This window comes from Streptomyces sp. NPDC017246 (assembly GCF_044331325.1).
GTDB lineage: Bacteria > Actinomycetota > Actinomycetes > Streptomycetales > Streptomycetaceae > Streptomyces.
The window spans coordinates 99727-112137 of the sequence record NZ_JBIRMW010000012.1; the positions used below are offsets into that span (position 1 = coordinate 99727).

General features: G+C 72.1%; 8 protein-coding genes. 2 read left to right on the forward strand and 6 right to left on the reverse strand.

The genetic code is table 11. The features are described from left to right. Nucleotides 1-20 precede the first annotated feature (20 nt). From ACH4MY_RS26235 to ACH4MY_RS26260, 6 genes are all read right to left on the reverse strand, one after another. Nucleotides 21-3320: a S8 family peptidase gene (locus ACH4MY_RS26235; RefSeq protein WP_398006309.1), complete on the reverse strand. Its 3300-nt coding sequence runs from the start codon at nt 3318-3320 to the stop codon at nt 21-23. A 444-nt stretch (nt 3321-3764) separates the two neighbouring features. Further along, a complete protein-coding gene (locus ACH4MY_RS26240) occupies nt 3765-4163 on the reverse strand; it encodes a hypothetical protein (RefSeq protein WP_398006168.1) in 399 nt (132 codons plus the stop codon). Nucleotides 4164-4166: 3 nt separating this feature from the next. Further along, nucleotides 4167-4769: an RNA polymerase sigma factor gene (locus ACH4MY_RS26245; protein ID WP_398006169.1), complete on the reverse strand. Its 603-nt coding sequence runs from the start codon at nt 4767-4769 to the stop codon at nt 4167-4169. Nucleotides 4770-5022: 253 nt separating this feature from the next. Then, the gene (locus ACH4MY_RS26250; RefSeq protein WP_398006170.1) at nt 5023-6240 is read right to left on the reverse strand and encodes a serine hydrolase domain-containing protein; all 1218 of its coding nucleotides are present in this window, start codon (nt 6238-6240) and stop codon (nt 5023-5025) included. 86 nt (nt 6241-6326) lie between these two features. Next, on the reverse strand, nt 6327-7304 hold the full coding sequence (locus ACH4MY_RS26255) for a GNAT family N-acetyltransferase (RefSeq protein WP_398006171.1): 978 nt from the start codon (nt 7302-7304) through the stop codon (nt 6327-6329). Between the two features lie 126 nt (nt 7305-7430). After that, nucleotides 7431-7994, reverse strand: a complete 564-nt coding sequence (locus ACH4MY_RS26260) for a carboxymuconolactone decarboxylase family protein (protein ID WP_398006172.1) — start codon at nt 7992-7994, stop codon at nt 7431-7433. An 80-nt stretch (nt 7995-8074) separates the two neighbouring features. Here ACH4MY_RS26260 and ACH4MY_RS26265 point away from each other — a divergent pair, with 80 nt between their 5' ends. Together ACH4MY_RS26265 and ACH4MY_RS26270 are read left to right on the forward strand one after the other, a co-directional pair. Next, nucleotides 8075-10987 (forward strand): BTAD domain-containing putative transcriptional regulator, encoded by a 2913-nt coding sequence (locus tag ACH4MY_RS26265; protein WP_398006173.1) that lies wholly within the window; start codon nt 8075-8077, stop codon nt 10985-10987. 46 nt (nt 10988-11033) lie between these two features. Further along, nucleotides 11034-12284 (forward strand): MFS transporter, encoded by a 1251-nt coding sequence (locus ACH4MY_RS26270; RefSeq protein ID WP_398006174.1) that lies wholly within the window; start codon nt 11034-11036, stop codon nt 12282-12284. The last annotated feature ends 127 nt before the right edge of the window (nt 12285-12411 follow it).

Below are 12411 nucleotides of genomic sequence, written 5' to 3' on the forward strand. Positions count from 1 at the left end.
GAACGGCTACCGGGACAGCGTCACTTGCCGAGCCACGCGTTGTGCACGGTCAGCGTCGACGTGTTGCCCTGCTTGTCCGTGACCACGGCGGAGAGCGAGATTCCGCTGTCCTTCGCCGGGCTCTTCACGGAGATCCGGCCGTTGACGACCTTCACGAGCTGCCAGGTGCTCCCGTCGTCGTAACTGACCGACACCTTGAGCGACGAGAGGTTCTTCCCGGCCGCCGAGCCCTGCACGGTCACCGGGACGACGACCGGCGCGAGGGCCGGGGCACGCGAGCCGAGATCGACGGGGGCCGCGAAGCGGACCGTGGACACCGGCAGCGCCGTGGTGGCCGCGACCTGCCCCGAGCGGAACGTGAAGGCGGTCTCGACGCGGCTGGAGGCCTCCGCGGTCTTCGCCGGACGTGCGGCGGAGGTCACCAGCCGGTACTCGGCGTCGGCGGCGTCGACCGCGAAGGGCGTCGAGCCGGTCAGCGGGTCGTCGTTCTCGGCGACCTTGACGCCGTCGCGGTACAGCGTCGTCGTGGCCGTGGTGTCCGGAGTGAGACCCACGTTGCCCTGACCGTCCGCGAACAGCGGCACGGAGCCGACGAGCTGCTGAAGGCCGGTCACCGGGTCGGGAGCGGTGCGGAACACACCCGTCTTCTCGCCCAGGAGCGGGCCGAAGACACCCGCGTTGAACGACTCCTTGTACGTCCTGCCGGCCTCGTAACGCTTCGGCCGGAGCATCTCGTAGCCGCCCTCGAAGGCCGGGTAGCCCCACTGGTCGAGCTCGCCCAGCTGGTTGAACCGGGTGAGCCACTCGACGTTGTCGCCGGTGGAGACGAGGAACGTACGGGTGCCCGGCGCCGCCTGCGCGTCGGCATAGGCGTTGCCCTCCGGCGCGCCCGGAATATGGGGGTACGGGGAGACGAGTGCGGACTTCCCGGGCGCGGAGGCGCCGAGACCGACCTTGATCGTGGCCAGCTCGCTCGCCTTCACGTGCTTGGTGTAGCCGGTCGTGATCCGGTTCGTCCTGCCGCCGAAGGCCACCGAGTACTGGGTGGTGGCGTCCTTGAGGAAGTGCGCGTCCCAGGTCTGCAGAAGCGAGCCGTCGGTGACGGCCGGTCCCAGGTGGGCGGTACGGAAGCCGGTGAAGCCCCTGAGCACCCAGCCGTTGCCGACCCGGCCGGCCTCGGTGGCGACCTCGTAGTACGTGCCGCCGTAGTCCGCCCGGTTCAGACCGGGCACGGTGAGATCCACCGGCCTGGTGATCCGCGCGTCGGCGGTGAGCGTCGTGTCGCCCGTGATCTCCAGCTTCGGCTGGGCGATCCAGTCGGTGCCCTTGGTGTAGTCCGACGGGTCCGCGTAGACCGCCGTGTTGTAGGTGTACGAACCCTTGGGAACCCGGATCGTGTGGCTGCCCGGCTCGTTGTCGACGCGGGCCCCGAAGCCCACGGCGGGGCCGCCGACGCCGGTCAGCGCGCTGGAGAAGTTCTGGGCGTCGGCGCCGTCACGGCCGAGCGTCCGCAGCGTGACGGCGTACGACTCCACCTCACGGACGGCCACCGCGGCCGTACGGACGGACTGGCCCGCGCCGGTGGCGGTGACAGAGCCAGAGAAGGTGCCGTCGACATCGCCGACGCTCGGGTGCGCGACGAGGTCGACCTCGGCCCTGCCACCGGCGGGCACGGTCACCTTCGAGGCGCCGAGCGTGAAGAACCCGGCCGCGGCCGGCTTGCCGTGCGGGTCCACCGTGGACACCGACAGGTCGAGGGTGACGTCACTGGTCCCGAGGTTGCGGTACGCGACCTTCCGGGTGACGGGCAGGTCGTCGGCGTGCGGCCACTGCGCCATGCCGTAGTTCAGCGAGACCGGTTCGGCGACGACACTCTGGGCCAGCGCCTTGTCGACCTGGACCCGGCCCGCACCCTGCTGGAACGCGGTGAGGCCGATGTCCTTGGCGGACCCGGTCAGCGCGCCCTTGAGCTCGGCGGACTTCCAGGCCGGATGCAGCTGCTTCAGGATCGCGGCCGCGCCCGCGACGTGCGGGGTGGCCATGGACGTGCCGTCGATCTGCAGGTACCCCGGCGCGGGGTGCGGAGTGCCGGGGCTCCTGTCGATGGCGCTGCCGGGGGCGGCGGCCGCGGTGATGGCGACGCCGGGCGCGGTCACGTCCGGCTTGACGGCGCCGTCGCCGGCCCGCGGTCCGGTGCTGGAGAACGGCGCCAGCTTGTCGTTCCTGTCGACGGCGCCCACGGTCAGCGCGGCGTCCGCACTGCCCGGTGAGCCCACCGTCTCGGGGCCGTACTCGCCGTCGTTGCCCGCCGCGACGGCGAACAGGATCCCCTTCTCGGCGGACAGCCTGTCGACCGTGGCCTCCAGCGGGTCGACGCCGGGGCTGTCCGGGCCGCCGAGGCTGAGGTTGACCACGTCCGCGCCCTCGGCGGCGGCCCACTCCATGCCCGCGATGACGGCGGAGTCGTCGCCGTAGCCCTCGTCGTCGAGGACCTTCCCGCTGATCACCTTGGCACCGGGGGCGACGCCCTTGTACCGGCCACCGGACTTGGCGCCGGTGCCCACGGCGATCGAGGCGACATGGGTGCCGTGTCCGACACGGTCCACGGCATCGGGGGACGAGGAGAAGTTCTTCTCGCCGACGACCTGGGGCTTGAGGTCGTCATGGGTCTTGTCGACACCGGTGTCGAGAACGGCGATCTTGACACCCGTGCCGTCGTACCCGGCCTCCCACGCCTTGTCGGCGCCGATCTGCCGGACGCTGCCGTCGAGGCGCGCCGCGCGCACCCCGTCCAGCCACACCTTCGCGATGCCGGAGGCGGTGGCGCGCGCGCCGCTCGCCCGGCGGTCGGTCAGCGCGTCCCACACCCTGGCGACGTCGTCCTGGGACGTACGGATCGCGTCGGCGTTGATGGTCGGGAACGTGCGCCGCAGCTGGGTGTCGCCGGCCGTCCGCACCTCGGCCCGTGCCGCGCCCGCACCTCCTTCGTACTGCACGATCAGCTTGAGCCCGTCGCGGTGGCTCTTGCGCAGCCGCGCGTCGGTGAGCACGTCGAGGTCGAAGAGCCGCTGGTCCAGCGTGCCGGCGGATATCAGGCGCTGCGCGTCGGCGGGCACCACCAGGGTGCGGCCGTCGAAGCGCTGTATCTGTACGGGTATGTGCTCGCGGCCCTCGGCGGCCTCGAAGCCCACCATGCGGCCCTTGGCGTTCACCACGACACGGTCGCCCGTGACGAGCGGGATCCGCTGGTTGCCGCCGATGTCTGTGATGTCCGACGCGGCCGCCGTGTTCACGGCGATCGCCGTCGTGGGACCGGTCATGCCTGCCACGAGCGCCACCGATGTGGCCGCCGCGATGGTGAAGGCGCGTGCTCTGTGCACTTGTGCGCGCAAGTCTCCCCCAGGAGCTTGGGATGAGGTCGAGTGGTCGTTGCCGGCCGGGGGCGAAACGGCACCCCGTCTCCGGTCAGCGCAGTATGTGAGGCGGGGGAGACGTGATCAACGAGGGGACGGGCGGAGGGGGTTTATCCGCATGGTTTCAAGCCATCCGGAAGCCGGGGAGTTTGATGGGACCACGACGGCGATGTGACGACCGTGTGACAGCCGCTCGATGCTTGCGCGACACGCGACCACCCCGACCCCGCCGGATCGCAGGCCCCGCACGCGATTCGACGGCGGACGCCCTCGTGATCGGAGGGTGTCGTTCCCATTGGCTGTAATCCGCATCCGCAGGGAACGGTGTTCGGGGGAGTACGAGGGGCCGGACTACCGGTGCGCGGTCTTCGTCGGCGGATGTGCCTTGGTGATGACGCAGACGCCGTCCACGCACTGGCGTTCCAGGCGGCCGCGGGAGATGGTCTGCGCCAGGCCGACCATCCAGCAGGTGGGACAGCCGCGGAAGGCGACCAGGGCCAGCGGTGCCGCCAGCAGGGCGGCCGGGCCCGCGAACGGCACCAGGGCGATCGAGCCGATGATCAGCCCGAAGCCGACGGCGCCGCGCGCCAGATGGCGCGGGACGGACTTGCTGGCGAAGTTCCTTTCGGCCAGAGCGGGTTGGGCGGGCGGTGCGGTGGTCCGGCCCCTCGTCTCCCGCGTCGCCTTCGCGTGCCGCGCCTCCTCGGCATCCTGCGTGGGCTTCAGGGCGTTGACGGACTTCAGGGTCATGGCTCATTCCCCTCCGACTCGCTGGTCGACGGCTCGATCGGGTGTGTGGTCCGCTGCTCGGTCGGCCGCCGCCAGGGACTCACGCAGCGCCGCGCGTGCCCTGTGCAGCCGCGACTTCATCGCCGAGTTGCTCAGACCGAGCGAATGGGCGACGGCCTTTCCCGGCAGGTCCTGTACGTCCCGCATGATGAGGACCTGCCGCTGGTCACGGGGAAGGGCACTGACCGCCGCCGCGATCCTCTCCACCTCCAGCCGGTGCAGCACCGCGTCCTCGGCGGACCGTTCCGTGCTCGCCTCCGGTTCGGCCGGCGCCTCCTCCCTCCGCGAGACGAGCTGCCGTACGTGCCGGAGGCATTCGTTGCGCACGATCCGGAACATCCACGAGGCGAGTGCGCCGGTCGCCCGCAGGGTGCCGATCTTCCGGTAGAGGATGATCAGCGCCTCCTGCGCCGCGTCCTCCGCGTCCTGCGGCGAGGCGCACAGCGACAGGGCGAACCTGCGCACATGAGGCTGCGATTCCATGACGACGGTGGTGAGCGAGGTGACGTCGCCGTCCTGGGCGGCTTTGATCAGCCGCTCGTCGGGCCACGAGAATCGCTGCTTCATGTACTCCTCTTTCCCGGAAGGTGTCCCGCTCCGCACGGAGGCGTCGGTCAGACTCGGCTCTTGTAGCGGCGCAGCAGATGCCAGCTGCACGCGCCCATGAGCAGGACTCCGATCACGACGAGGCCAGTGATCATCATGGGTGTTCCTCCCGGTTCCGCCGGCCCGTTCGGCCGGTACGTGGACGAGAGGCGGGGAGGGCCCGAGAGGATTCACCTCCGGCCGGGGTTTCTCCGTCGCGTCGGTCCTTGCCGGCCTACTCCTCGATCGCCTGGTAGAGGGTGGTCCAGAAGTCGTGCATCAGGTGGACCGAGTGGGGGGCCGAGGTGCCGACCTGGGTGAGGAGGACACCGACGACGTTGTTGACGGGGTCGGCGTACGTGGAGGTGCCGGAGCCGCCGTCCCAGCCGAACTGGCCGACGGGGGCGTAGTCGCCGCGGTAGGTCCGTACCGCCATCCCGAAGCCCCAGCCTCCGTGCTGCCCCTGGCCGAAGGAGATGTGGACGTTGTCGGTGGCCAGCTTCGTGCGGGCCGCGTTCTGGGCGGGGCCGAGGCGGTTGGTGGTCATGAGCTCCACCGCCTGCCTGGACAGGATCCGCTCGCCGCGGTGCCTGCCGCCGTTCAGGAGCATCCTGAAGTAGGCGTGGTAGTCGTCCGCGGTGGAGACCAGACCGCCCCCGCCGCCCTGGAACGCCGGAGGACTGCTCCACCGGCCGTCCCGGGACTCGTCCCACACGTGGAACTCGCCGGACGCCGGGTCGGGCGCGTAGAGGACCGGCATGCGGTCGGCCTTCCCGTCCGGGACGTGGAAGCCGGTGTCCTTCATCCCCAGCGGGCCGAGGACGCGCTCGCGCAGCACCTCGTCGAAGGTCCTGCCGGTCACCCGGGAGACCAGCACGCCGGCCAGGTCGCTGGCGATGTGGTACTGCCAGCGCTCGCCGGGCTGGTGCATCAGCGGCAGCGCGCCCAGTCGGCGCAGCCACTCGTCCTGGTCGGGCATCGGAGTGGGCAGGTTGGGCGTCAGACCCTGGGCGAAGACCTCGTTCATGATCGGCGTCCCGATCGAGGTCATGTCCATCCCGAGACCGAAGGTCGAGGTCAGCACGTCCCGGACGGTGATCGGACGGCGTGCGGGGACCGTCTCGTCGATCGGGCCGTCGAACGCCTTCAGCACCTGACGGTCGGCCAGTTCCGGGAGCCACCGGTCCACGGGGTCGTCCAGCCGCAGCCGGCACTCGTCGAGGAGCACCATCGCCGCCGATATGGAGAGCGGCTTGGAGGCGGAGGCCATCCGGAAGAGGGTGTCCCGGCGCATCGGGGCGCCGCCCTCGTGCCGCATCGTGCCGTGCGTCTCGACGTGCGTCTCGTCGTCCTTGCTGAACAGTGCGACGACGCCGGGGATCTTTCCCGACTCCACGTGCCGGGCCAGTACGTCGCGGATCTTGCGCTGTCCTGCTGCGGTGAACTTGGACATGGTGGGGTGCTCCTTGGGCGGGTGGAGGTGGCGAAGGAGAGAGGAAGGCGACGGACGAGGGTCCGGAGGCGGCCGCGGGGGAGTGGTCAGGCGGTCGGCAGGTCGAGCTGGTACTCGTGAGTGCTGCGGTGGAAGTGGAAGCCCAGCCGGCGGTTCACGGCGAGCATGTGGGTGTTGTCCTGTGCGTTGTCGGTCTCGACCTCCGTGATGCCGGGGTGTTCGGCACGGAGCCTGCGCGTCATCGCGGCCTTGACCCACAGGCCGAGCCCGTGGCCGCGATGGGCGGGCACCACGACGGTGTCGTACTGCAGCGCCCGGACGGTCTCCCCGGCCCGGAGGACGATCTCGGTGTATCCGGCCATCTCCCCCTCGGCGAGCGCGGCGGTCGTCAGGAGCAGGTCGCCGCGGTCGGCCAGGACCTCGGCCATGGCGCGGACCCGGTCGGCGGTCCAGGACTGGCTCCCGTAGTCCATGTCGCCCATGGGCATGTCGTTCATCGCGTTCTTGGCCGCGGCGAACGCCTCGGCCAGTTCGTCGGGCACCGTGCCGGTCCAACCGGTCAGCTCGTAGCCGGGGTGCTCGGCGTCCGCCTCGGCGTCGTCGGCGTGCGCGACGTCGAGAAGGAGGTGGTCGAGTGCCAGTACGCGCCGGAAGCCGCGCGCCGCGCAGAAGGCGCCGCTCGGGCCGTCTCCGGGTGCGGCGGACACCAGGCTGCGCCGCTGTTCGGCCCTGGCCGCCTCCACGGCTGTGGCCAGCAGGTGCGAGCCCACTCCCGAGCGCCGCCGGTCCGGGGTGACGTGCAGCTCCAGCTCTGCCAGGTGGCTCTGCCCCGCCTGGGTGAACAGCCGCAGCCCGGCCACTCCGACCACCGCACCGTCGGCCGCGGTGGCCAGCCAGAGCAGTCGGCGGTCGGAGTGGCCGGTGACGGTGAGCCGGGCGTGGGTCTGCTCGTACGGGGGCGCGGGCTCCGCGGGGAGGTCGTGGGCGAGCGAGGCGGTGACGACCGTGTGCCAGGCGGTGGCGTCCTCGGTCGAGACCTGGTCGAGGGGGACGGCGTTGATCAAGGGGTGCTCCTCGGTGGGGGAAGGCTCAGGTGTCGTCGGTGCGGGCCGGTGCGGGCCGGTGCGGGCCGGTGCGGGACGGTCCGGGCAGTCCGGCCGGTCCGGATCCGGCCGTGTCGTCGCGTGTGTTCAGGCCGTCACGTCCTCTCGGTCGGTGTGGCGCACGAGCGGCCAGTCGATGTCGATCCGCGACGCTGTGGCCAGGTAGTTGGTGAACACGCCGAGCGCCACATGGGCGACGACCTCGACGACGTGCCCGTCGGAGAGGCCGGCGTGCCGGGCCGCGGCCAGTCGCGCGTCGGAGACGGCTCCGCGGTTCCGGACCACGGCGGCGGCCAGGTCCAGGACGGCGGCGGCCCAGGGGTCCTCGGCCTCGCCCCGCCGCGCGCGGTCGGCCTCGGCCGTGGTCAGCCCGGCCACTCTGGTCCCGCGGAACGCGTGCACGGACAGGCAGTAGTCGGAGCGGTTCTCCTGCGCCACCAGCAGCGCGACGCGCTCGCGCACCCCGGCCGACAAGGTCCCCGCCGCGCTCAGGGCGGTGACGACGTCCACGTACCCCTTCAGTACGACCGGGCTGTTGGCCATCACCCTGGCCAGGTTGGGGACGACCCCCAGGGCGCGGTGCGTGGCGGTGAACAGGGCGGAGGTCTCACCGGTCGCGTTCTCCGGATCGACGGTGTGGAGTCGGTGCATGCGGGCAACCCTGCCGGTGGATCTTGATACATTCCCGATGCTTCCTCGATGCACGCGCTGGTGACCCCCGGAGTGACGGAATGCGGTTCACGATCCTCGGCCCGGTGGAGGTCCTGGCTCCCGGTCCCGAGTCGCCCGGGCTGGCACCCCGTCACCGCGCGGTGCTCGCCTATCTGCTGCTCCACGCCGGGGTCGCGATCAGTACGGACCGCCTGATCGACGCGATGTGGGGGCCGCTGCCGCCGGACTCCGCCCGCGCGCAGATCCAGACCACGATCGCCGCGATCCGGCGGATGCTGCGGGCCTCGGGGGCCGACCGGATGCTGGCCACCCGGCCGGCCGGGTATGTGATCGCTCCCGAGCCGGGACAACTCGATCTGCAGGAGTTCACCGGCCTGATCGCCAAGGCGCCGGCCACCTCCGACGATCCGATGGCCATCGCGGAGCAGATACGTGCCGCGTTGGCGCTGTGGCGGGGAGAGCCGCTGGCCGGCATCACCGCCCATTACGTCCAGAGCGCCAGAGCGCGCCTGGACGGGCAACGGCTGACCGCCGTCGAGCGCCTGGCCGACCTGGATCTCTCCCTGGGCCGTCACGACGACCTCATCGAGGAACTGACCGGCCACGTGGCGGCCAACCCCGTGCGGGAGCGGCTGTCCTGCCTGTTGATGCTCGCCCTGCACCGCGGGGGACGCCAGCCCGACGCACTGCGGGTGGCCAGAGACTTCCGGGCGGCCCTGGCCGAAGAGCAGGGACTGGACCCCGGCCACGCGTTCAGCAGGCTCGAACAGGACATCCTGCGGGACGCCCCCGACCTCCGGGCGCCGGTCACCGCGACCGCGAAGCCGCAGGGCGGCAACTTCCTGCCGTACGACGTCCCGGACTTCACCGGACGCGAGGGCGAGATCGACGGGCTGACCCGCCGGTGGGCGGGCGACAGCGGCGCGGGCGTGACGATCGCGGCGATCGACGGGATGGCCGGGGTCGGCAAGACGACGCTCGCGGTCCACGCGGGGCACCGCCTGGCGGACGAGTTCCCCGACGGGCAGCTCTTCGTGGACCTGCAGGCCCACACCGCCGGTCAGGTGCCCCTCGACTCCGGTGCCGCGCTGGAGATCCTCCTGGGCCAACTCGGTGTGGCCGCCCAGCAGATACCGGCGTCGGTCGCCGACCGTGCCGCGCTGTGGCGGTCCGAGCTCTCCGGCCGCCGGGTGCTGGTCGTACTGGACAACGCCCTCGGCACCGAACAGATACGTCCGTTGCTGCCGGGTGCCTCCCGCGCCCTCGTCCTGATCACGAGCCGCCGGCGGCTGACCGACCTGGACGGGGCGCACGCCCTGTCGGTGGAGGTGCTGCCCGCCGCGGACGCCGTGGAGTTGTTCACCGCGATCGTGGGCGGACGGGCGGCCGCCGAACCCCTCGCCGTCCTCGACGTCCTGCAGTTGTGCGGCTTCCTGCCGCTGGCCGTCCGGATCGCCGCCGCCCGCCTGCATCATCGCCCCCGCTGGACCGTCGCCTACCTGGCCGACCGGCTCCGTGACCAGCGGCGCCGGCTGGCCGAACTGGCCACTGCGGAACGGGGGGTGGCGGCGGCGTTCACGCTGTCCTACCAGTACCTGACGGACGATCAGCAGCGTATGTTCCGGCTTCTGGGGCTGCAGCCCGGCCGTGACATCAGCCCGGAGGCGGCCGCCGCGCTGGCCGTCCTCCCGCCGGATGAGGCCGAGACGCTCCTCGAAGACCTCCTGGACGCCCACGTCCTGGTCCAGCACCAGCCCGGCCGCTACACCTTCCACGACCTCCTGCGCGAACACGCCCTGGCCACCGCGGCCGCCCAGGACTCACCCGACGCCCGGCACGAGGCCGTCGGCCGGCTCCTCCACCACTATCTCCACACCGCGAGCGTGGCCGTCGACCACCTCTACCCCGAGGGCACGCACCGCAGACCGCGCATTCCCGCGCCGGACACCCCGGCCCCGGTCCCGTCCCCGGCCGACGAGACGGAGGCGATCGCCTGGCTGGACCGCGAACGCGCGAACCTCATGGCGGTCGGACGGCAGGCCGCCGAGCACGACCGGCACCTGCACACCAGCCAACTGGCCGCCACCCTCCACCGCTACCTGCTGGGTCACGCCCACCAGGCCGACGCACTGGCCCTCCACGACCTGGCACTCCGGGCCGGACGCCGCAGCGGGGACCCGGCCGCCGAGGCACGCACCCTCCTCGACCTCGGCGAGGTCCACTTCTGGTGGCACGGCGCGTACGAGGTGGCGGCCGAGCACTACCGGCAGGCACTGGACCTCGCGCACGAGAGCGGCGACCGGGGCGTCGCGGCCCGCGCGCTGCAGAACCTCGGTACCTACTCCACGCGGCGGCGGGACTACGACCGGGCCCACGACCACTGCGCGCGGTCCCTGGAGCTCTTCCGCGAACTCGGCGACCGGGGCGGCGAAGCCCGCTGCCTGACCGACCTCGGCATCCTCCTGGAGCGCCGAGGACGATACGAGGACGCCCACGACCACCACCGCCGGGCGCTGCGCGTGTACCGCGAAACCGGGTCCCGCATCGGCGAGACCATCGTCCTGAACAACATCGGACTGCTGTACCGACGGCAGGGCCACTACGACGAGGCCCGGCGCCGTCATCGCGACGCCCTGGAACTGAGCCGCAGATTCGACTTCCCGGGCGACGAGGCCGAGTCGCTCAACGCCCTGGCGGAAGCCGCCCGCGCCCTGGGCGACCTCACCCTGGCCGAGTCCGAACACGACAGCGCCCTGACCCTCGCCCGCGAGTGCGGCTACCGCCCCGAACAGGCCCGCGCCCACGGCGGCCTCGCGCAGGTCCACCGCGACCTCGGCCGCGTCGACCTCGCCCGCGACCACGCCCGACAGGCCCTTGAGCTGTACACGGCCCTCGCCGTCCCCGACGCCGATGAGATGCGCACCTTCCTCGCCGCGCTGGAGCCGCCGGCGGACGGGCCACCCGGGTCATGAACCTTCGGCCGAGGTGGCGCCGGCGCGCCTTGCTAGCCTGCTGGTCATGATCAAGAGCAGCCCGGCCGGCCGAATGGTCCGCATGGCGGGGGACAGCGTGCCGGAGCGCGTGCTGATCGCCGCCAGTTTCGTCAACCGGGTCGGCAACGGCCTGTTCAACGCGGCGTCGGCGCTCTACTTCACCTTGATCGTCGGACTGCCGGCGGCGCAGGTCGGTGCGGCGCTCACCATCGCCGGACTGATCGGTCTCTTCGCGGGGATACCGGGGGGCCACCTCGCCGATCGGCGCGGGGCGCGCACGGTCATGATGCTGGCCCTCGTGGTCCAGGCGGTGTCGATGGCGTCCCTCGTCCTCGTCGAGAGCTGGGCCGCGCTCACGGCCATCGCGACGGTCGACCAGCTCGCCGCGGCGGCCGGCGGGGCGGCCTGGGGCGCTCTGGTGGTCCGGGTCGGGGGCGAACGCCCGGCGTTGTTCCGGGCGAGGCTGCGCACCTTCGTCAATCTGGGCGTCGTCCTCGGGACGTTGGGTGCCGGGCTGGCGGTGGCGGCGGACACCCGGGGTGCCTATGTCGCGCTGATCCTCGGGAACGCGGCGAGCTTCGCGCTCTGCGCGCTGCTTCTGCTCCTGTTGCCCCCCTACCCGGTGCTGGCGGCACCGCCGCGAGAGCGTCGCCGGCTCGCTCTCGCGGACCGCCCGTTCCTGGCGTTCACCGCCCTCTACGGGGCCATGGGGCTGCAGTACTCGGTGGTGTCCCTGCTCCTGCCGATCTGGATCTCCCAACACACCGAGGCACCGCGCTGGACGGTGGCCGCGGTGTTCGCCGCGAATTCCGCCTTCTGCGTACTCCTGCAGACCAGGATCGGCTCACGGATCGAGACCCCGCGGGACGGCGGCAGGGCGTTCCGCACCGCGGGCCTGCTCTTCCTCGTCAGCTGCCCGCTGATGGGGCTGGCGGCCCACACCCCGGTCTGGGCGGCGGCGGGACTGGTCGTCGCGGCGATCTTCGTCCACAGCCTGGGGGAGATCTGGGAGTCCTCGGCGTGCTTCGCCCTGGGCTTCGGCCTCGCCCCCGACCATGCCCAGGGCCAGTACCAGGGCGTTCTCGGCCTCGGCTTCAGCGCGGGCCAGGCCCTCGCCCCCGCCGTCCTCACCACGGTGGTGCTCGGCCTCGGCACGGCAGGCTGGCTGGTGCTGGCGGTGTTCTTCGCGGCGCTGGGCGCCACCGGCCCGGCCCTGGCCCGCTGGGGCATGCGGACCCGGCCGCGGCCGGAGGTCGCCGCGGAAGCGACGGCTTGACCGGACGAAGTCCGGACGTGAAGGCGAGCGGGAACGCGGGCGGGTCCGGCGTCGACCTCTGAGGTGAACGTCCCGGCCCGTCGGCCGTGTACGCGGCGGGGGAGACAATCCGCGTCCTACGGTGGGC